Annotated in this window: 18 protein-coding genes; 8 read left to right on the top strand and 10 right to left on the bottom strand. The window is 71.1% G+C overall.

What is annotated here, in order from left to right; all coding sequences use genetic code 11:
* Window positions 1-5 precede the first annotated feature (5 nt).
* The 4 genes from grpE to yczE all read right to left on the bottom strand — a co-directional run bounded on the left by grpE (window position 6) and on the right by yczE (window position 3,786).
* On the bottom strand, window positions 6-851 hold the full coding sequence (grpE, locus tag ACFQVD_RS13790; protein ID WP_343978288.1) for a nucleotide exchange factor GrpE: 846 nt from the start codon (window positions 849-851) through the stop codon (window positions 6-8).
* Window positions 852-954: 103 nt separating this feature from the next.
* Window positions 955-1,209 (bottom strand): hypothetical protein, encoded by a 255-nt coding sequence (locus ACFQVD_RS13785; RefSeq protein ID WP_343978285.1) that lies wholly within the window; start codon window positions 1,207-1,209, stop codon window positions 955-957.
* Between the two features lie 162 nt (window positions 1,210-1,371).
* Complete coding sequence (locus ACFQVD_RS13780) at window positions 1,372-3,132, bottom strand: glycoside hydrolase family 15 protein (RefSeq protein WP_343978282.1); 1,761 nt, start codon at window positions 3,130-3,132, stop codon at window positions 1,372-1,374.
* Window positions 3,133-3,141: 9 nt separating this feature from the next.
* Window positions 3,142-3,786: a membrane protein YczE gene (gene yczE / locus ACFQVD_RS13775; protein WP_343978279.1), complete on the bottom strand. Its 645-nt coding sequence runs from the start codon at window positions 3,784-3,786 to the stop codon at window positions 3,142-3,144.
* Window positions 3,787-3,849: 63 nt separating this feature from the next.
* Here yczE and yczR point away from each other — a divergent pair, with 63 nt between their 5' ends.
* Complete coding sequence (yczR, locus tag ACFQVD_RS13770; protein ID WP_343978276.1) at window positions 3,850-5,298, top strand: MocR-like transcription factor YczR; 1,449 nt, start codon at window positions 3,850-3,852, stop codon at window positions 5,296-5,298.
* A 17-nt stretch (window positions 5,299-5,315) separates the two neighbouring features.
* On the opposite strand, the gene ACFQVD_RS13765 is transcribed toward yczR, so the two are convergent.
* Window positions 5,316-5,927 (bottom strand): trimeric intracellular cation channel family protein, encoded by a 612-nt coding sequence (locus tag ACFQVD_RS13765; protein WP_343978273.1) that lies wholly within the window; start codon window positions 5,925-5,927, stop codon window positions 5,316-5,318.
* A gap of 38 nt (window positions 5,928-5,965) precedes the next feature.
* The gene (locus tag ACFQVD_RS13760; protein ID WP_343978270.1) at window positions 5,966-7,465 is read right to left on the bottom strand and encodes a peptide MFS transporter; all 1,500 of its coding nucleotides are present in this window, start codon (window positions 7,463-7,465) and stop codon (window positions 5,966-5,968) included.
* A gap of 180 nt (window positions 7,466-7,645) precedes the next feature.
* Between ACFQVD_RS13760 and ACFQVD_RS13755 the strand changes: the two genes are divergently transcribed.
* Together ACFQVD_RS13755 and ACFQVD_RS13750 are read left to right on the top strand one after the other, a co-directional pair.
* A complete protein-coding gene (locus tag ACFQVD_RS13755) occupies window positions 7,646-9,481 on the top strand; it encodes an AMP-dependent synthetase/ligase (protein ID WP_343978267.1) in 1,836 nt (611 codons plus the stop codon).
* A 120-nt stretch (window positions 9,482-9,601) separates the two neighbouring features.
* Window positions 9,602-10,438, top strand: a complete 837-nt coding sequence (locus ACFQVD_RS13750) for a hypothetical protein (protein WP_343978264.1) — start codon at window positions 9,602-9,604, stop codon at window positions 10,436-10,438.
* Window positions 10,439-10,533: 95 nt separating this feature from the next.
* Here ACFQVD_RS13750 and ACFQVD_RS13745 read toward each other — a convergent pair whose 3' ends face one another.
* Genes ACFQVD_RS13745 through ACFQVD_RS13735 form a run of 3 tightly spaced genes read right to left on the bottom strand, consistent with a single transcriptional unit; the run spans window position 10,534 to window position 13,368 of the window.
* Window positions 10,534-11,547 (bottom strand): NAD(P)/FAD-dependent oxidoreductase, encoded by a 1,014-nt coding sequence (locus ACFQVD_RS13745; RefSeq protein WP_364151446.1) that lies wholly within the window; start codon window positions 11,545-11,547, stop codon window positions 10,534-10,536.
* Window positions 11,544-12,122 (bottom strand): isoprenylcysteine carboxyl methyltransferase family protein, encoded by a 579-nt coding sequence (locus tag ACFQVD_RS13740; protein WP_386271239.1) that lies wholly within the window; start codon window positions 12,120-12,122, stop codon window positions 11,544-11,546. Before ACFQVD_RS13740 ends, ACFQVD_RS13745 begins: the two co-directional genes overlap by 4 nt.
* 7 nt (window positions 12,123-12,129) lie before the next feature.
* Window positions 12,130-13,368 (bottom strand): type III polyketide synthase, encoded by a 1,239-nt coding sequence (locus tag ACFQVD_RS13735; protein WP_364151452.1) that lies wholly within the window; start codon window positions 13,366-13,368, stop codon window positions 12,130-12,132.
* 196 nt (window positions 13,369-13,564) lie between these two features.
* Here ACFQVD_RS13735 and ACFQVD_RS13730 point away from each other — a divergent pair, with 196 nt between their 5' ends.
* Entirely contained in the window at window positions 13,565-14,431 is an 867-nt protein-coding gene (locus ACFQVD_RS13730; RefSeq protein WP_343978251.1) for a UbiA family prenyltransferase, read from the top strand.
* A gap of 53 nt (window positions 14,432-14,484) precedes the next feature.
* Here ACFQVD_RS13730 and ACFQVD_RS13725 read toward each other — a convergent pair whose 3' ends face one another.
* Complete coding sequence (locus tag ACFQVD_RS13725) at window positions 14,485-15,666, bottom strand: FAD-dependent oxidoreductase (protein WP_343978248.1); 1,182 nt, start codon at window positions 15,664-15,666, stop codon at window positions 14,485-14,487.
* A gap of 53 nt (window positions 15,667-15,719) precedes the next feature.
* On the opposite strand from ACFQVD_RS13725, the gene ACFQVD_RS13720 reads away from it, so the two are divergent.
* The 4 genes from ACFQVD_RS13720 to ACFQVD_RS13705 all read left to right on the top strand — a co-directional run bounded on the left by ACFQVD_RS13720 (window position 15,720) and on the right by ACFQVD_RS13705 (window position 20,497).
* Window positions 15,720-16,289, top strand: coding sequence for a PadR family transcriptional regulator (locus tag ACFQVD_RS13720; RefSeq protein WP_343978245.1), 570 nt, complete (start codon window positions 15,720-15,722; stop codon window positions 16,287-16,289).
* A 607-nt stretch (window positions 16,290-16,896) separates the two neighbouring features.
* On the top strand, window positions 16,897-18,306 hold the full coding sequence (locus tag ACFQVD_RS13715) for a DegT/DnrJ/EryC1/StrS family aminotransferase (RefSeq protein ID WP_343978242.1): 1,410 nt from the start codon (window positions 16,897-16,899) through the stop codon (window positions 18,304-18,306).
* A gap of 2 nt (window positions 18,307-18,308) precedes the next feature.
* Window positions 18,309-19,490 carry an MFS transporter gene (locus tag ACFQVD_RS13710; protein ID WP_343978239.1) on the top strand — a complete coding sequence of 394 codons (1,182 nt, stop codon included), beginning with the start codon at window positions 18,309-18,311 and terminating at the stop codon, window positions 19,488-19,490.
* Window positions 19,487-20,497 (top strand): sulfotransferase, encoded by a 1,011-nt coding sequence (locus ACFQVD_RS13705; RefSeq protein WP_343978236.1) that lies wholly within the window; start codon window positions 19,487-19,489, stop codon window positions 20,495-20,497. The genes ACFQVD_RS13710 and ACFQVD_RS13705 overlap by 4 nt, the downstream gene beginning before the upstream one ends.
* Window positions 20,498-20,524: the final 27 nt, after the last annotated feature.

The raw sequence follows: 20,524 nt of genomic DNA, 5'->3' as shown, positions 1-20,524 counted from the left end.
GCCGCTCACCGCTCCGCCCCGGAGTCCGGTGAGGCGTGGCGGTAGACGACGACCTGCGGTACGCGGATCACCTGTCCGCCGTCGGCGTACCCTCGCCTGACGGTCTCGGCGACGACGTCGTGCAGTTCGGGGTTGTCGGCCGGCGCGGTGCCGAACGCCTCGTGCAGGCGCGGGTCGAAGCGCTGCCCGTCCGCGACGATCTCCTGGACGCCGGCCCGGTTCAGCGCCTCCAGCAGTGTCCCGGCCAGCCGGGGGTGGCGTTCCGCGAGCTGGTCCCGGTAGCCCACGCAGGCCCCGACCAGGGCCTCACGCCCGGGATGGCCCTCGGCGAAGAGCCTTTCCACCTGCTGGGTGAGCGCCGGGCTGATCCCGCTCCCGGAGACCTGGGCCAGTGCCTCGGACAGCGGGTCGTCCGAGGGGCCGGCGGGTGGATCCGCCGGTGGGACGGCATGGTCGGCGGCGGGTCGCTCCGGCACCGGGCCCTCCTGGCCCGCGGGGAACGGAGGCTGTGTCACCGGTGGCCGCGTTCCCTGCCACGGTGTCCCGTACGAGGCCGTCTGCCAGGTGCCCGGCACGGGCGCCCGGGCGGGGCGGCGGTTGCGGTGCCACAGGTAAAGGCCCGTGGCCGCCGCGGCCAGGGTGACCGCCGCCGCCGCGAGCACCAGGGGCAGCGGGAGGAACCCGATCGGTGTTCCCACCGTGATGGATCCCGTCTCCTCAGGGCGCAGGGAGCCGACACGGTCGCCTCGCAGGGATGCCGAGGGCGTGCCGACGGTCTCCCCTCGGAGTCCCGCCACCGCGCCGCAGCCGGTCAGTGCCGGCCAGGCCAGCAACAGCAGGTGAAGGAACACGCGTCGGTCCCTCATCGATCGCCTTTCTCGTCGGCGGCCCTTGTGACCTGGATCCGGGTCCCCCTCCCGGTGAGGTCACGCGGGCTCACGCCGGCTCTTTCCGTCAGACGGTCGGGAAGGGACCCGAGTACTCGGTGTAGTCGGCGACCCCGTCGCCGTTCAGGTCGACCCGGGTCTCGTCGATGTAGCCGTCACCGTCGTGGTCGAGGTAGACGACGTCGGTGACGCCGTCGCCGTCGGTGTCGTAGCGCTCCTCGTCGGCGAGGCCGTCACCGTCGGTGTCGATCAGCTGGGCGTCGGTCCCTCCGTCGCCGTCGTAGTCGACCAGGTCCGTGGTGGTCACGTCGAAATCGCTCATTGGTTCGTTCCTTTCCGGTGGTGTTACAGCGGATGAGAGTCACGCTCGCACCGGATTGTTGCAGCCGAATCCCAGATTTCTTGATGTTTTTTAAGAAATTTGTCGGCTTGGCCGCTCTATAGGGACTAAAGGGCACAAAACGGACGGTTTGGTGCCGTTGTCTCAGCTGAGCGCGCGGGCGGTGTGGATCAGCGGCACGTGACTGAAGGCCTGTGGGAAGTTGCCGACCATCCGGCCGTAGCGGGGGTCGTACTCCTCGGCGAGCAGGCCGACGTCGTTGCGGAGCGACAGCAGGTGCTCGAACAGCTCGACCGCCTCGTCCTTGCGGCCGATCATCGCCAGGACCTCGGCCAGCCAGAAGCTGCACGCCAGGAACGCCCCTTCGCCGCCGGGCAGGCCGTCCACCTCGTTGTCGGCCGAGACCGGATAGCGCAGCACGAAGCCGTCGGCCATCAGTTCGCGCTGGATCGCCTCCACCGTCCCGATCACGCGCGGGTCCTCCGGCGGCAGGAAGCCGACGATCGGGATCAGCAGCAGGGCCGCGTCCAGTTCGGGCGAGCCGTAGGACTGGGTGAAGGTGCCGCGCACCGGGTCGAAGCCCTTGTCGCAGACCTCGGCGTGGACGCGGTCGCGCAGTTCCCTCCAGCGTGCCAGCGGGCCGGGCTTGCCGAAGGTCTCCATGTGCTTGATGGCCCGGTCGAGGGCGACCCAGCACATGACCTTGGAGTGCACGAAGTGCCGGCGTGGGCCACGGACCTCCCACAGTCCCTCGTCCGGCTCGTCCCAGTGCTCCTCGACGTAGGAGATCAGCTCGAACTGGATGGTCCAGGCCCGATGGTCGGACTCCAGGCCCGAGACGCGAGACAGGTACAGGGAGTTCAGGACCTCGCCGTAGACGTCCAGCTGGAGCTGGTCGACGGCGCCGTTGCCGATCCTGACCGGGCGGGAGTCCTCGTAGCCGGGCAGCCAGTCGAGCTCGAGCTCGGTGAGCCGGCGCTCCCCGGCGACGCCGTACATGATCTGCAGGTCCTGACCGCGGCCCGCGATGGCCCGCAGCAGCCAGGACCGCCACGCGCGGGCCTCGTCCAGGTAGCCGGAGCCGATGAGGGCGTCCAGGGTCATGGTGGCGTCGCGCAGCCAGCAGTAGCGGTAGTCCCAGTTGCGCACGCCACCGAGGTCCTCGGGCAGTGAGGTGGTGGGGGCGGCGACGATGCCGCCGGTGGGGGCGTAGGTGAGCGCCTTGAGCGTGATGAGCGAGCGGACCACGGCCTCGCGCCACGGTCCCTGGTAGCCGCACCGCTCGACCCACTCGGCCCACAGCTCCTCGGTCGCGGCCAGCTGCTCGTACGGGTCGATCTCCTCGGGCCGGGGCTCGTGTGAGGGGTGCCAGGTGAAGATGAACGCCATGCTGTCTCCCGCGGAGACCTCGAACGTCGCCTTGTGGGCGTAGTCGCCGCCCTGGAGCGGGACGGGGGAGTGCAGCCACACGGAGTCGGGTCCGCCGACCGCCTGCAGGAGGCCGTCGCTGCGGCGTACCCAGGGCACGATCCGGCCGTAGTCGAAGCGGATGCGGATCTCGGTGGCCATCTCCACCGTCCCCGACACGCCCTCCACGATCCTCACCAGGTCGGGGTTGGTGTGTCGGGTGGGCATGTAGTCGGTCACCCGGACCGTGCCGCCGGGGGTGTCCCACTCGCTCTCCAGGATGAGGGTCTCGCCCCGGTAGCGGCGCCGGGTGGCGTGGGGCCGCCCGGCGTCCGCGGGGCCGATCCACCAGTGGCCGTTCCCGGGAGTGCCGAGCAGTGCCGCGAAGCACGAGGGCGAGTCGAAGCGCGGCAGGCAGAGCCAGTCGATGGAGCCGTCCCTGCCGATCAGGGCCGCTGACTGCATGTCGCCGATGAGAGCGTAGTCCTCGATCCACATGCCTTGAAGCTAACGCTTCGGCGCGCTCTCCGGGGGCTGAGAGCGCAACCGCGCTCCCGGACGGGTCCGCGGCATGAAGAACTGGGTCAGCGGACCGATGGCGAGGGCGAACACCAGCGTTCCCACTCCCACGGTCCCGCCGAGCAGCCAGCCCGCGGCCAGCACGGTGACCTCGATGACGGTGCGGGCCGAGCGGATGGACAGGCCCAGCCGGTTCAGGCCGGTCATCAGGCCGTCGCGCGGTCCGGGGCCGAGACCGGCGCCGATGTAGAGGCCGGTGGCCGCCGCGGTGGCGACGACGCCGAGCAGCAGGTACGCCCAGCGCGCGGTGAGCGCGTCCGGGGTCGGGGCCAGCCATATGGCCGCGTCGGCGAACAGCCCGAGCAGGACGACGTTGCTGAGGGTGCCCAGCCCCGGCTTCTGCCGCAGCGGAATCCACAGCAGCATGACCAGGGCGCCCACGATGATGATCCAGCTGCCGACCGACAGGCCCAGGTGGAGGGAGAGTCCCTGGTGGAACACGTCCCAGGGGCTGCCGCCCAGCTGGGATTCGATCTGCAGGCCGACGCCGACGCCGTAGAGAGCCAGGCCCGCGTACAGACGGGTGAGCCGGTTGGGAAGGGAGCCGAGAGTGGGCAGGGAGAGTTCGCTCATGATGGTCCCAATCGTCGGGGCCACCACTTCCGGACAAAAGGGCCAATCGTGGAAAGTGGCCTTATGGTGGTTGGGGTGGATCGATATCTCAGTGGCCCCCAGCTCGCCCGTCTCCTGGCGATCGGCCCCGGCGCCAGGCCGTACTACCGGGTGCTGGCCCAGAGCGTGCGGTCGCTGGTCCTCGACGGGCGGCTGCCGGTGCGGGTACGGATGCCCGCCGAGCGCCACCTGGCCGAGGCGCTGGGCGTCAGCCGCACCACCGTGACCGCGGCCTACGACCTCCTTCGCGAGCAGGGGTACCTGGAGAGCAGGCAGGGGGCGGGGAGCTGGACGGCGCTGCCCGACGCGGGCTCGCTGGGCGCGGACAACCCGTGGATCGCCGCCGAGGACGACGGGCTGCTGCCGATGCACACCGCGGCCCCGAGCGCGATCTCGACACTGCCCGAGGCGATCACCGCCGTCACCGGCCAGTACCCTCGCTACACGCTCGGGACGGGCTACGACCCGCTCGGGATCGCCCCGCTGCGCCAGGCGATCGCCGCCCGCTACAGCGCGCGGGGGGTGGCCACCCGGCCGGAGCAGATCCTGGTGACCACCGGAGCCCAGCAGGCCATCCACCTGGTGACCACGATGCTGCTCTCGCGCGGGGACCCGGTGCTGCTGGAGTCGCCCACCTACCCGCACGCCATCGACCTGGCCAGGATGCGCGGGGCCAGGATCGTCGGAGTCGGCATTCCCGACGAGGGCTGGCGCCACCTGGACCTGCTGACCTCTGCGATGCGCCAGTCGGCCGCCCGCCTCGCGTACGTGATCCCCGACTTCCAGAACCCGACGGGGCACCTGATGGACGACGCGGCGCGAGCGGCCCTGGCCGGTGCGGCGCGGCGCCACGGCACGGTTCTGGTGGTCGACGAGAGCTGGTGTGAGCTGGCGCTCGACGAGGAGGCCCGGGCCACGCCGCTGGCGGCCTTCGACATCGACGGGAGGGTGATCACCATCGGCTCGGCGTCCAAGTTGTGGTGGGGCGGGCTGCGCATCGGCTGGATCCGTACCACCGCCGCCAGGGTCCGCCGCCTTGCCGTGCTCCGCGCCTCCATCGACATCGCCAGCCCGCTCTTCGAACAGCTGGTGGTGGCCAGGTTGTTCGAGGACATCGAGGGGGCCAGGGCCGAGCGCGCCCGTCTCCTCGGCGCCTCCAGGGACGCCCTGGTGGCCGAGCTGGCGGCGCGGATGCCCGACTGGAGCTTCGTTCCGCCCAGGGGCGGCGGCTCGCTCTGGGTGCGGCTGCCGGACCCCTCGGCCACCTCGCTGGCCGACGCGGCGGCCTGCCAGGGGGTCCGGCTGGCCCCCGGACAGTGGTTCGGCGTGGACGGCACGCTGGAGGGGCGGCTGCGCCTGCCCTTCACCCAGCCGCCCCGGGTCCTCGCCGAGGCGGTGCGGCGCATCGCCGAGGCCAGGCTCAGGGGGGTGTACGGCACCCGGCCCGCCGAGCCTCTCACCCCCGCCCTCTGAGTCCGCTCCGGGAGGGCTTACTCGGAGGTGACGCCCCTGGCCAGCGGGGCCCGCAGTTTCAGCCGCATGGCCACGATGCGCAGCCCGAAGGCCAGCAGGGCGGCGGCCAGCGTGGCCGGCCAGCCGTGCAGGTTCAGGGTGTAGAGCAGCGCCATGACCGCCGAGCCGAGCATGGCGGGCACCGCGTACAGCTGGCGGTCGTACAGCAGGGTGGGGATCTGCCCGGCGAGGACGTCGCGCAGGATGCCGCCGCCGACCGCGGTGATGATCCCGAGCAGGGCCGCGTGCAGGGGGGTGAGGCCGAAGTACATCGCCTTCTCGGTGCCGACCGCGCAGAACAGGCCGAGGCCCGCGGCGTCCAGCACGTTCACCGCGGGCATCACCCGCTCCACCTGCGGGTGCCAGAAGAACACGATCACCGTGGCCAGTACCGGCACGACCACGTAGCCGATGCTGGAGAAGGCGGCGGGCCGCACGTTCAGGATCAGGTCGCGTGCGATTCCGCCGCCCAGCGCGGTCATCTCGGCCAGCACGGCCATGCCCACCACGTCGAGTCGCCTGCGCACGCCCACCAGGGCACCGGAGAGAGCGAAGACGAAGATCCCGATGAGATCGAGGACATTATTCACAGATAAATCATCCCATGACCGGATATATAGGATTTCCGTTAGGGGGGCGGGGCGGTGTTCGGCGGCCGGTGCTCGCGCATCATCGTATGGAGCCTGCCGGCGAACGCGAGCAGCACCAGCGACGCCACGACGGCGATCAGCGCGAGGGTCAGGAAGTACGCGGGCTCCGACATGTGGTTCCTCAGCCGCCCCGTCTGCCCGCCCACGGCATCGCCCACCGAGATGGAGATGAACCACAGTCCCAGCATCTGGCTCTTGAACGCCTCGGGGGCGAGCTTGGTGGTGACCGAGAGGCCGACCGGGCTCAGCGACAGCTCGCCGAAGACCTGGACGAGGTAGACCAGCACCAGCCACCAGACCGTGATCCTCCCGCTCTCGGCCAGCTTGGCGGCCAGGGCCATGATCATGAAGCTCAGGCCGTTGATGAACAGTCCCACCGAGAACTTGTGCGGAGCGGTCACCCGGTTGCCCAGCCTGACCCAGAGCGCCGCGAAGAGCGGCACGAAGATCATGATGAACAGCGGGTTGAACGACTGCGTGGTGGCCGGGGTGATCCGGATGCCGAACAGTGACAAATCCGTCTTGTTCTGGGCGAAGAACAGCAGCACGGTCGGCGCCAGGTCGTAGATCATCCAGAAGATGGCGGCGGCGATGAACAGCCAGATGTAGGCCTTCATCCGGGAGTGCTCGTCATCGGTCAGGTTGTGGCTGCCCAGCAGGATGTAGCCGAAGTAGAACACCGGCACGGCCACGATGAACAGCGTCATCACGAGTGCGAAGGTGTCGAGGTCGAAGGTGCCCGACGCCGTCCAGACGGCCAGGCCGCCACAGGTCACGAGGGCGGCGACGGCCGCCGCGAGGCCGAAGTGCCTGCGCTCGCGCGGGGTCAGCCGGTGTCCCGGCCGCTCGCCCACCCCCTTCAGGTGCCGCCTGCCCAGCACGTACTGGGCGAGGCCCAGGGCCATGCCGACCGCCGCCGCGCCGAAGCCCAGGTGCCAGCGGTTGCCCGAGGCGAGCCAGCCGACGACGAGGGGGGCGATGAAGGCGCCTATGTTGATGCTCATGTAGAAGATCGAGAACCCGGCGTCCCTGCGCGCGTCGTCGTCCTGCGGGTAGAGCTTGCCGACCATCGTGGAGATGTTCGGCTTCATCAGCCCGGTCCCGGCGATGATGAGGAGCAGTCCGAGCGCGACGAAGGCGCCGGTCTCGACGGGGACGGCCATGCTGATGTGGCCGCACATGATGACGGAGGCGCCCCACAACACCGCCCTGCGGGCGCCGAGCACCCGGTCGGCGATCCAGCCGCCGGGCAGGGCGACGAGATAGATGAGCGCGCCGTAGATGCCGACGACCGCCTGGGCGGTCTGCTGGCTCAGGCCCAGGCCGCCGATGGCGGGGGAGGCGGCCATGAAGGTGGCGAGGATGGCCCGCAGGCCGTACCAGCTGAAGCGCTCCCATATCTCGGTGCCGAACAGTGTCGCCAGGCCGCGCGGGTGCCCGAAGAAGGTCTTCTCGCGGGCACGTCTCCCCGATGGCATGCGCCCCCCAGAATGTCACAGTGTGATCAAGTGACAACTCTACGTGTGCTCTCCGTGGGGATGCCGAAGGCAACTGCGCATTGTGATGTTTCTTCTCCCTTTCAGGGTCTTGTCCGGGAGGAACGGCGTGTGGTGCGATGCATGCCACTCGTGCAAGTAAGCACTTTCAGGAGGCTCTGTATGACCGGTGTGCTTGAGGAGCGGGCGGCCATCGAGAGGGAGATCGCGGGCCGTACGGTCTGTGGTCAGCTGAAGGAGGCGGCCGAGGGCGACCCCGACGCCCCGGCGTACTCCGACCCGGTCGAGGGGGGCTGGTCCACCCTGACCTACTCCGAGGCCCGGCAGCGAGTTCTGGAGATCGCCGCCGGGTTCGCCGCCTTCGGGCTGGAACCCGGCGAGGCGGTCGCGCTCATGATGGTGAACCGCAGTGAGCACGTGCTGGCGGACCTGGGCGCGGTGCACGCCGGCGCGGTGTCGTGCTCGGTCTACTCGACCTTCACCCCCGAGCAGGTGGCCTTCGTCGCCGGCGACGTCAAGGCGAAGATCGCGGTGCTCGGCGGACCTGCGGAGCTGGCCAGGTGGGAGCCGGTCCTTGACGACCTTCCCGAGTTGCGCAAGGTGATCGTGCTGGAGGGGGCCCCGGCCGGTGACCGGTTCGTCTCCTGGGACGACTTCCTGGCCCTCGGCCGCGACCGGCTCGCGGCCGACCCCGCCGCCGTCGACGCCCGCTGGCAGGCGGTGACCGCCGACGACGTCCTCACGGTCTTGTACACCTCGGGCACCACCGGCAACCCCAAGGGTGTGCCGCTGACCCACTCCAACGTGTTCTTCGAGGTCGTGGCCACCAACCGGATGGCCGACCTGCCCAGCAAGGGCACCCAGATCTCCTACCTCACCTACGCGCACATCGCCGAGCGGGTGCTCAGCCTCTACCTGCCGCTCTTCAAGCTCTCCCACACCCACTTCTGCACCGACCTCGCCCAGCTCGGCGCGACCCTCGGCCAGGTCAAGCCGGTGCTGTTCTTCGGCGTCCCGCGCGTGTGGGAGAAGATGATGGCCCGCCTGCAGGCGCTGCTGGCCACCCAGCCCGAGGAGCAGCAGGAGGGCGTGCGCAACGCGATGGCCGCCGGGCTCGCCTACATCGAGGCCAACCAGTACGGGCGTACCCCCTCGCCCGAGGTCCTGGCCGCCTACGAGCAGGCCGACGCGGCGCTGCTGTCGATCATCCGGTCGATGATCGGCTTCGACAACGCGGGCTGGCTCGCCACCGCTGCCGCGCCCATGCCGCTGGAGGTCCAGCGCTTCTTCGCCGGTCTCGGCCTGCGGGTCCTGGACGTGTACGGGATGACCGAGACGACCGGCGCCTTCACCGCCAACGCCCCCGACAGCTTCAAGCTCGGCACCGTCGGCCAGGCGGGTCCCGGCGTCGAGGTCCGCATCGCCGAGGACGGCGAGATCATCACCCGCAGCCCGGCCAACACCCACGGCTACCTGGGGCGGCCGGAGGCCACCGCCGAGCTGATCGACGCCGACGGCTGGCTGCACACCGGCGACGTGGGCTCCATCGACGCCGACGGCTTCGTCAGCATCCTCGACCGCAAGAAGGAGCTCATCATCACCGCGGGAGGCGAGAACATCTCCCCGGCCAACATCGAGAACTACCTCAAGGAGCACCCGCTCATCGGCCAGGCCCTCGCCTACGGCGACCGCAGGCCCTACCCGGTGGCGATCCTCACCCTCGACGGCGAGGTGGCCCCCGGCTGGGCGCAGGCCAACGGCATCACATTCACCACCCTGGCGGACCTCGCCGAGCACCCCGACGTCCTCAAGGCCGTCGAGGGCGCCATCGCCGCCGCCAACGAGAAACTGGCCCGTGTCCAGCAGGTCAAGCGCTGGCGTCTGCTGCCGGTGGAGTGGACCGCCGAGACCGCGGAGCTCACCCCGAGCCTGAAGCTCAAGCGCCGCATCATCCACGCCAAGTACGCCGAGATCATCGACGGCATGTACGAGGACTGACCGCCCGCCGGCGCCGGATCCGGACCTCGGTCTCCGGCGCCGGCGGGTGGGCGCCGCTTTGCCCAACGGGGCGTGTGTCCTCTACCTGCCTGTTACCGGTGGACTCCTAGCCTCCTGGTCATGACGTTGAGAGTCCTTCTCGCATCCCTGGCGGCGGGGACCGTGGCCCTGCCGGTACCGGCAGGAGCTCCGGCGGCCGCCGCCGAGGACCTGACGATCCGCTCGGTGACCCTGCGTCCCGCGAATCCCGTGGTCGGGCCCGCGGACACGGTACGCATGGTGATAGAGGTGGTGGCCCGAGGCGTCACCGGCCCCGCGGGGGTGACGATCAAGGTCGAGCCGGGGGCGATCCCCGCTTCGAAGGGAACGTCCTTCCCCGTCACCGCGTCCCGCCCGGGCGGCGGTCCCGGCAGGGGCCCCGCCCTCGCGCCCGGCCCCGTCCCCGGCCCGACCGTGTCCGCCCGTCTCGCCCCGGGCACGGCGGGGATGACCTGGTTCCGTCCGGGGGAGGGGTGGGAGACCTGGCGGTTCGCGCCGGAGAGGAGCCTGAGCCGCTGGTATCCGGCCGGCCCCTGGACCGTCTCGGTGACCGCGAGGGGCGCCGACGGCGCCGAGGTCACCGGACATACGGGTTTCCTGCTGAAGCGGCTGACCAGGTTCGGCGGAGTCCAGGTGGCACCGGGAGGCTCGGGGGTGCGCGTGACGGGCGCGCTGAACCGGGTCGACCCTCAGGGGCACCTCGACTACGCCCCCTTCCCCGGCCAGCCCGTCGCGATCATGCACCGGGCCGGTAAGGGTGCCGACTGGACGAAGGCGGCCGGTGCCACGACCGACTCCCACGGACGCTTCACCAGGGTGGTGGAGGGGCGCACCGGCGGTGAGTGGCGGCTCAGGTTCGAGGGCACCACGCACTACGCCCCCAGGCTGGGGGTCGTTCACAAGGTCTCGCCACGCTGATGTGAGGTCACCTGCCGCCCCGACGGCCGCGCGTCCGCGGCGTCCGTCCATGGCCTCCGCCCGGGAACGGAGCGGTGTGGAGCCCGCCGGCCGGGTCAGGCCAGGGCATGCACCGCCGCGCCGAACAGGGCGGGCAGCCGCCGGGCGGCCGGGACGATCAACCGCCCCGCCGCCCGGTAACGGCGGCTGCCCACCAGCGCCCCGGTGAGCAGCCGGTGCCGTCGCGACAGCCGCAGCCAGGCGGCCTCGTACGCCCCGGGGACGCCGGCCCTCAGGCAGTCGACCAGCAACCGCGCGGACGTCAGCGCGAGCGACACCCCCTCCCCGGTGAGCGCGTCGACGTAGCCGGCCGCGTCGCCGACCAGCAGCACCCGCCCCGCCACCCGGGCGCGGACCCGCTGGCGCAGTGGCCCCGCCCCGCGCACCGGGGTCGCGGCGGGCCCCTCCAGCCGCTCCAGGAGCGAGGGGAAGTCCGCCAGGTGCTCCGGATAGCCGCGCCGCCGAGAGCTCAGCACGGCGACGCCCACCAGGTTCTCGCCCACCGGCGTCACGTACGCCTCGCCGTCCGCCGCCCAGTGGACCTCGACGAAGTCCGTCCACGGCGCGACCGGGTAGTGCCGCCGAAGCCCGTACCTGCGCGGCCCGCGGCAGGGCAGTTCCAGTCCGAGCAGGGCGCGCAGCGGGGAGTGCAGGCCGTCCGCGGCCACCAGCCAGCGGGCTCGCAACCCCGCCGCCTCGACGAGACGGCAGTCCTGCCGCACGCCGTCCACCTTGCCGGGAACGATCCGCACGCCCAGTTCCCGCGCCCGCAGGGACAGCGCGGTGTGCAGCGCGGTCCGCCGCACGCCCAGGCCCGATCCGTCGCGGAACGCCGCCTCCGCCTCGTGACGGCCGTCCAGGTAGCGGATGCCGCGCAGCGGCCTGCCCTCGGCCCGTACCCCCAGCGACCGCAGGGCCGCGACCCCGGTGGGCATCAGCCCCTCGCCGCACGCCTTGTCCACCGGTACGGCCCTGGGCTCGACGACGACGGCCTCCATCCCGGCCAGGGCGGCGTGGATGGCGGTGGCCAGCCCGGCGGGCCCCCCGCCCGCGATCAGGATGTCGATCATGTCGGCGCCCGCCCGGTGGCGGGCGGCGCGCCGGCCGGTGCCGTCGCGGAGAGCGAGGCCAGAGCGTCCTCCTCACAGCGGATCCGCACCCTCATCAGCGCGGCGTTGAGCACCGTGAACGTCAGCGCGGTGACCCACCCGCCGTACACCAGCGGCAACGCCGCCCCCTCGACGGCCACCGCCACGTAGTTGGGGTGGCGGAGCGGCCGCAGCCGGTAGGGCCCCCGCTCCACCAGCGGCAGGCCCGGCACCACGATCACCTGGGTGTTCCACTGAGGGCCCAGCGAGACCACGCACCACCAGCGCAGACCCTGCGCGGCGACCACCAGGGCGAGCATCGGCCAGCCGAGCGCGGGCACGAAGGGCCGGCCGGCCAGACCCGCCTCCAGCAGGCACCCGGCCAGCAGAGCGGTGTGCAGGGCGACCATCCACGGGTAGTGGCCCCGCCCGTACGTCACCCCGCCGCGCGCCGTGCTCCAGCGCGCGTTACGGCGGGCGACGATCAGTTCGGCGACCCGCTCAAGGCCGACGAGCAGCACCAGCAGCAGGTACCAGGACGACAGATGCCAGGACATCGGGCTCCTACCAGCGCAGCAGTACGAGTTCGGAGCAGAAGCCCGGCCCCATCGCCAGGAGCACCCCCGGAGTGCCGGGCGGCGGCGGCCGCAGGGCGAGCGTGTCCCGCAGGACGTGCAGGACCGAGGAGGAGGAGAGGTTTCCGATCGCGGCGAGCGAGCGCCAGGTGAGGTCCAGCGCGTCCTCGGGAAGCCGCAGCGTCTCGGCCACCGCCTCCAGGACCTTGGGACCGCCCGGGTGGCAGACCCACGCCGTCACCTCCTCGCTGCTCAGGTCGTGGTCGGCGAGGAAGTCGCGCACGTCGTCGGCCAGGTAGGTGCGCACCACCTCGGGAACACTCGCGTCGAGCACCACGCGGAAACCGGTGTCGCCGACCTGCCAGCCCATCACGTGCTCGGAGCCGGGATACAGATGGCTGCGCGAGGCCACCACCGCCGGAGCCGCCCGTCCGCAGGGCCGGTGGGAGGCCGGCTCGCCGCCGGAGGGGGAGGAGCCGGCGGGACCCGCGGGCCAGGCGGCCGCGGGAGCGCTCGCCGCAGGGGAGGACCCCGCGGGTCCCACGGGCCGTGTCGTCGCGGCGGCGCCGCTCACCGCGCCGGCCCTGGAGGTCACGGGCGAGCCGGTACACCGGGGCCGCCACTCGTCACCGCAGGCCACCACGGCCGTCGCCCCGTCACCGAACAGGGCGCTCGCCACCATGTTGGCGACGGAGGCGTCGCCGCGCTGCAGGGTGAGGGAGCACAGTTCGACCGAGAGCAGCACCGCCAGCTGCTCGGGCCAGCCGTGCAGGTAGTCGTGGAGCCGGGCGATGCCGGCCGCCCCCGCGACACAGCCCAGTCCGAAGACGGGGATCCGCTTGACGTCCGGGCGTAGCCCCAGCCGCCCGGCCACCCTGGCGTCCACCGAGGGGGCCGCGACGCCGGTCACCGAGGTGAAGAGGATCATGTCCACCTCCTCGGGGAGGACCCCGGCCTCCTCCAGCGCGCCGCCCAGCGCCTCGGTGCCCAGTTCCACGGCCGTCTCCACGAAGATGTCGTTGGCCGCCCCGAAGCCGTCCAGTTTGGCGTACTGCTCGAGCGGTAGCGTCAGGTGCCGTGACTCCACCCGCGCGGAGGTGTGCAGCCGGTCGAGCAGCCGGCGGTTGGCCCCCTCGGGCAGGCACACCCGCGCGAACGCCTCGGTGATCTCTGCCTGGGGGTGCCGGTTCGGCGGGAGCGCGCCGCGGACAGCGACGATTCGCGTCATAAAACAGACCCCCGGCTCGCGAACAGCGGACATCTGCCTTTTGCCCAGCTGGATCTGTGACATGCGTCGCGACAGCCTCGGTGTCCGTTTCCCGGAGCATCCCGCCTCGTAAAGTTGTCTGCTTCCTGGAGTGATGTCCGCTTTTTTGGGATGTTCGCTACCCGTTTCCCCGGACCTCTCGGCCTACGATCGATCCGTGACGACGAGCCGGCCGATGTGCCCGGGGACAGGGGCGGCGCCGGCCGTGCGGGGGCTGCTGCTGGCCTGCCACCCCGGGCCGAGCATGGCGGTCACCGTCCTGGTGACCGTGCTGGCCGCGCTGAGCGGGCGTGGCGCGGCCGGGTGCGTCCTGGTGGCCGCGGCGGTGCTGACCGGACAGCTCTCGATCGGCTGGTGCAACGACGCGGTGGACGCGGCGCGGGACGCCGCCGCGGGTCGTACCGGCAAGCCCGTCGCCGGCGGCGCGGTGAACGTCCGCACGGTGTGGGTCGCCGCGATCGCGGCCCTGGCGCTCTGCGTGCCGCTCTCCCTGGCCTCGGGGCCGGCGGCAGGCGCGGTCCACCTCGTCGGTGTCGCCGCGGCCTGGGCCTACGACCTCGGACTCAAGGCGACCGTGCTCTCCTGGCTGCCGTACCTGGTGGGCTTCGGCGCGCTTCCCGGGTTCGTGACCCTGGGCCTGCCGGGACATCCGTGGCCCGCCTGGTGGGCGGTCCTGGCCGCGGCGCTGCTCGGCTGCGGAGCGCACCTGGCCAACGTGATCCCCGACATCCCCGCGGACCTCGCCGGTGGGGTCCGGGGCTGGCCGCAGCGGCTCGGTGTCGCCCGCGTCCGCGTCCTGATCCCGCTGCCGCTGCTGGCCGCGACCGCCCTGCTCGTCTTCGGCCCCACCGGGTCGCCGGGCACGGGGGGTTGGACGGCGCTGGCGGTGGCCGGAGCCCTCACCGCCTGCGGGGTGGCGCTGGGCCGTAACTCGCCGCGCGCCCCCTTCGCCGTGGCCGTGGCCGTCGCCGCGGTCGCCGTCGTCCTGCTGCTGGCCCGCGGAACCGCCATCACCGCGTCCTGACCCTGCCGGTCGTCTGCCGGTCGTCTGCCGGTCGTCTGCCGGTCGCCCGCCGGTCAGCCGGACGCCGCGGACGCCGGCTCGTTCCAGGAGATCCGGTGGTCGTACATCCAGGCCAGCGCGTTCCTCCTGTCCAGCCGCCGCATGATCACCGGTAGTGCGAGATCGCGGAAGAAGGCGCCGACGGCTCCCTGCGCCTTGCCGCTCCCGTTACGTCTGCCCTGCTCCACGATCCGCTCCACCCGCTTTCGCCGTGCCGCCTCGAAGGCGGCGAACGCGTCGCGGGTGCCGGGGACGTCTCGCAGGCATTTGGCCAGCACCACGGCGTCCTCGATCGCCATGGACGCCCCCTGGCCGGAGGAGGGCGAGGTCGCGTGCGCGGCGTCCCCCAGGATCACCATGCGCTCGTTGAACCACTTCGGCACGGTCGGGAAGTCGTAGGTGTTCCAGCCGGGCATGATGTGGTCGGTCGCGCCGATGATGTCGAGCATCGGTCCGGTGTCGTCGCCGAACAGTTCCATCAGCCTGGCGCGCCACCGCGCCGGGGTGATCGCCGCGAGTTCCTCCGGCGTCGGCTCCCTGGGACTCGGCGGGTTGGCGAACCACCACACCTCGCCGTCCGGATGGATCAGGTAGCCGAAGAAGCATCTCCTGCCGAAGACGAAGTGGCTCGTTCCCGGCTCGCCGGGCACCTCGACGCCGCGCGCGAAACCGCCGGTGTTCAGCAGGCCGACGTGCCGGGCGCGAGGTGCCCCGGCGTCGATGATCGCGCGAGTGCGCGAGTGGAGCCCGTCGGCGCCGATCAGCAGATCGCCTTCAGCCGTGCTGCCGTCGGCGAAGGCCGCGCGCACCCCGGTCTCGGTGATCGAGGCGTCGGTGAGGCGCCTGCCGTAGTGGATCCGCACGCCGCGCCGTACGGCCTCGTCGCGCAGCACCCGATAGAGATCGGCGCGCTTCAGCGTCCGGCTGGGCTGCCGGGTGGCGGCGAGTGGCCTGCCGCGCCCGTTGAGCATCAGCATCCGTGAGGAGTCCATGCCCAGGTCGCCGACGAGATCGTGCAGGTCGAGGGGGCGCAGGGCCTCCAGCCCGTTGACCGCGAGCGTGAGGAAGGCGCCCACGCCATCGGAACCTCGGTCGTACGCCTCGAAAACCTCGCTGTCGATGCCGGCGCGCCGCAGGGCCATCGCCGTCACCGGGCCGGCGATGCCTCCGCCGGCTATCAGAGCTTTTTTAGTCATAAAATGACTATACATAGAATAACTATCGCTGGGTAGGCCGTTACGATGTGCCCATGTCTACGAGGCGATCCCCCCTGGCCATGGCGCTGCTCTCGCTGGTCTGTGAGGCGCCGATGCACGCGTACCAGATGCAACGGATGATCAAGGAGCGGCACAAGGACGACGTCGTCAACGTCGCGCAGCGCAACAGCGTCTACCAGACCATCGACAGGCTGCTCCGCGACGGGCTCATCGCGGTCCGCGAGACCTCGCGAGAGGAGAACCGGCCCGAGCGGACCGTCTACGAGCCCACCGACGCGGGCCGTGACACGCTGCGGCGGTGGATGCGGACGATGCTCTCCGTGCGGGCCCGCGAGTTCCCGGAGTTTCCCGCCGCGCTCGCCTTCATGCCCGTGCTGCCGCCCGACGAGGTCCGTGCGGCGCTCGACGAGCGGCTGGTCTCCCTGGAGGCGCGACTGTCGGAGGTGGACCGCGACCTGACCGAGGGGGCGAAGTTCCTTCCCCGCCTCTTCCTGGTGGAGGCCGAGTACCAGCGGGCCGTGCTCAACACCGAACTCGCCTATGTCCGAGGCCTCGCCGACGACCTGCGCGCGGGCCTGATCGACTGGGACTTCCGCCTCTGACGCCGGCTCGGTGAACGCCGGGGGATGACCGCATGGCCCGAAAAGCCTTTCGGATGAGTGGCGGGTATTGATCCGGCTGTGTGGAAAATGCTGCGACATCATCGCCGTCACTCGAAAAGTTTTTTCCCGAACACAGGTAAGGTATCGGCCGAAACCGGGATGTCGAACGCCGGGCGGGAGCGGAAATGGGAAATGTCTCCGCTTGGCGGTGACATTCATTCCCGGTTTTCGAGTTTTATTATAGGTTTTGTGGGTTTTTCTGTTCCGGGGTCGATTAGTCATTATTGGTCTCATGGCATTCTCCCCCATTGACACCCTCCGGACATTTAGGGAACATTCAAAAGGTTTTCCTTGGCCGACAATGTGATCAATAAGCCCCTCGGACTCACCGGGCTGACCCTCGGGAGAATCGACCTCCCGTAGTTTCCCGGCCCACCAACAGCGCCGTTTCCGGTTCGCTCCAGCCCCGTGGCCGCAGCGGGGAGCGACGGACAAGTTTCACCGCCGACACCTTCGACGCCGCCACCACCGCGCCGGTGGTGGCGATTACGCCTGCCCGGAGAACATCGACGAGAAAAGCAGCCAGCCAGTAACAAGGAGCTCGACGGTGAACAGAAACAAGGAGGGTCCGGTGCCGGTCCGGCCGTTGCCGGAGACCGGACAGACCGAGGACGGGCGGCTCGCCGTGAACGGCGGTGACCCCGTCCGGTGCACCCCCTGGCCGACCTACGACAAGGGGGCCGTCTTCGTCCATTCCGAGGACGAGGAAGCGGCGTTACGCGCCATCCGCAGCCATCTCTACTTCCGCTACGACTACCGATCCCAGCAGGACACCGAATGCGGCAGGTTCGAGGAGGAACTGTGCCGCTATTTCGGCAGCAAGCACGCGCTGGCCGTGTCCAGCGGCACCACCGCGCTCGCGCTCGCCATCATGGCGGCGGGGATCCCGCCGGGCTCGCTGATCGCCTGTCCCGGCTTCACCTTCGTGGCCACCCCCAGCGCCATCGTGCTCGCCGGATGCACGCCCATCCTGGTGGAGGTGGACGAGAACCTGCACATGGATGTCGACGATCTCCGGCGCCGCTGGACACCCGAGATCAAGGGAATCCTGGTGGTCCACATGCGCGGCTTCGCCGCCGACATGGAGGCGGTGACGCGCTTCGCCGCCGACGTGGGCGTGCCGGTGTTCGAGGACGCGGTCCCGGCTCTCGGCGCGGAACTGAAAGGCAGAAAACTCGGTACCTTCGGCCTCGCGGGCGCCTTCAGCACCCAGTCCGACAAGTCGCTCAACTGCGGCGAGGGCGGTTTCCTGGCCACCGACGACAGCGTGCTCTTCGCCCGCGCCGTCGTGCTCTCCGGCGCCTACGAGGGACGCTTCCGGCGGCATTTCCCGGACGGCGAGACACCGATCGCCACCGATCTCGACCTGCCGCTGTTCAGTTTCCGCATGGACGAGATCCGCGCGGCCCTGCTGCGTGCCGAGATGACCCGGCTGCCGATGCGCCTGGAACGCTTCCGTGGCAACTACGCCTACGTGGCCGCCGCCCTTTCCGACCTCCCCCAGATCGCGATCCGCCAGCCCGTGGCCCCCGGCGCCTATCTAGGAGAGGCGTTCATCTTCCGCGTTCCCGGCGTGGACGCGAAATGGTTCGCCCGCGCGCTCTGCTGCGAGGGCGTCGACGCGCGCAACCTCGGCTCCGACGAGGACACCAACGTGCGGGTCTTCTGGAACTGGCGGTTCATGTTCGGCGCCAGGGGCGTCGAGGAGATCAAGGCGTTGCTGCCGAACACCACGCGATACCTGGAGCAGGCGGTGGACATCCCGCTGTCCTCCAACCTCTCGGCACAGGACTGCGATCACCTGATCAGGGCGGTCCGCAAGGTGGCGGCGGCCGTCGCGTCGGCCCGCGACCCGCGGACCCCCCTGGCCGGCGGGTACGCCTCCGCCGACCAGGACTCCGCCCGGCCGGCGGATCCGGTCACCGGGCTGGCCGACACCGCGCCCGTCGGGCAGTAGCGATGGAAGCCTCCACGGAGAAGAGCACGATGCCCCGCCTCGCCCTCGCCGGGGTCTTCGGAGGGCTCTTCTGCGGTTACCTGGGCCTCACCGCGGCGATCCCGGTGCTGCCGGGTTTCGTCAGGGAGAGCTTCGGCGCCGGCGATTTCGCCGTCGGGCTGGTGGTCATGGCGACGGCGCTCACGGCCCTGCTGGTGAGACCCGTCTCCGGCCACCTGGCCGACCGGTACGGCCATCGCCTCGTCATGCGGGCAGGCGCGCTGGTCATCGCCGTCGGCGGCCTGCTCTACTTCCTGCCGCTCGGCCTGAGCGGCCTGGTCGCCGTCCGCCTGCTGGCCGGCGTCGGCGAGGCGTCGCTCTTCACCGCCGGCGCCGTCTGGGTCGTCTCGCTCGCGCCGCACGACCGCCGCGGGCAGTTGATCGGGCTCTACGGCGTCAGCATGTGGGGCGGGATCTCGGTGGGGACCTTCCTGGGCGCGCTGTTGCTGAACTTCGGCTACGGCGCGGTGTGGGGCTTCAGTGCCGCCGCCGCGCTGGTCGCCCTCCTACTGATCAGCGTGGTTCCCGCCCCCGCACGCGCGGGGCAGCCGGGCGAGGTGCGGCAGAGCGGTGGGCACACCCTGCTGCCACGCCCGGTGCTGCTGCCGGGGCTGGCCCTCGGACTCGCCGCCGCGGGGTACGCGGGCCTCGCCGCCTTCGTCGTCCTGCACCTCCAGGCCCGCGGCGTCCAGTCGGGTGTCGTGGTGCTCAGCGGCTTCAGCGCCGTCTACGCCGGCACCAGGTTGTTCATCGGCCATCTACCGGACCGGCTCGGACCGCGCAGGGTCGCCATCTGGTCCGGCATCGGCGAGGCCACCGGTCTTGCGATCATCGCCCTGGCGCCGAACCTGCCCGTCGCCGTGTTCGGCAGCCTGGTCATGGGCGCCGGGTTCTCGCTGCTGCACCCGTCGCTCGCCCTGATGGTGATGAACCGCACCGACCCGTCGAGGCAGGGGGCCGCGATCGGCGCCTACACCTCCTTCTGGGACCTGGGCCTGGCCGTCTGGGGGCCGCTGATCGGAATGGTCGCCGCCGGTTTCGGCTACCCCGCGGTGTTCGTCGTCGGCGCCGTCTGCGCGATGTCGGCCGTGGCCGTGGCGCTCTGTGTCCGCGGGCAGGACGCGCAGCCGGCGGCCGTGAGTTGAGTCAGGAGCACGTCATCAACGGATCGAACCTCTCGAAGACACCTCTCAAGATCCTCTGTATCACCGGATGGTGCCGCAACGGCAGCACCATCATCGGCAACATCCTCAACGAGATCCCGGAGGTCTTCCACGTCGGGGAACTGCACTTCCTGTGGAAGAACGCGGCGGGCAGGGGAGCGAACAGCTCGTGCGGCTGCGGCAGGCCGCTGACCGAATGCCACATCTGGTCGAGGATCCTCCCGCTCGGGCGGCCGGCCGGGGTCTCCGCGCAGGCCCACGCGGACGCCGTCATCCGCCGCCAGCTGGCCTGCGTACGGACGAGGCACACCTGGCGCGTGCTCGACCGCGGGCTGCACTCCGAGGAGATCCGCGAGCACGCCGCCCTGATGACGCGGACCTACCACGCCGTCGCCGAACTGACCGGCGCCCGCGTCCTCGTGGACACCACCAAGATCCCCGGTGAGGCGGCCCTGCTGCCGCACCTCGACGGGGTGACGCCGTACTACGTCCATCTCGTACGCGACCCCAGGGCGGTCGCCCAGTCGTGGAGCCGGGAGAAGCAGTACTGCTACGTCATGTCGTCCAGGAAGAGCACCGCCTACTGGCACGGTTTCAACGTGGCCTCGCAGGCGATCGTCCGCCGCCATCGGGACCGGTCGATGTTCCTGCGCTACGAGGAGTTCATCGCCGACCCGGTGAGAACGATCGGCGCGCTGCTGCGGCTCTGCGGCGAGGACCCGGCCGCCAACCCGATGCGGGGCCAGACGATCGAGCTCCGTACCAACCACACGGTCACCGGCAATCCCGACCGTTTCCACACCGGCACCACCGTCATCAGGGACCGGGACGACTCCTGGCGGACCGATCTGCCGCTGCCCGCCAGGCTGGCCGCGGCGACGCTGTCATGGCCGCTGTTCCGGCGCTATGGCTACCGCTACGGCGGCACGCCTCCCACCGGTTCACGGCGGGCCGGCACCGCGCCGCCGCGGGCGACCGGGGAGCGCTAGGGGCCGGATGCCGAACAGCCCGTACGG

This window comes from Streptosporangium amethystogenes subsp. fukuiense (assembly GCF_042665875.1).
Taxonomy (GTDB): Bacteria; Actinomycetota; Actinomycetes; order Streptosporangiales; family Streptosporangiaceae; genus Streptosporangium; species Streptosporangium fukuiense.
The sequence above is the reverse complement of the archived record's forward strand: the minus strand, read 5'-3'. Positions and strand labels throughout refer to the sequence as shown.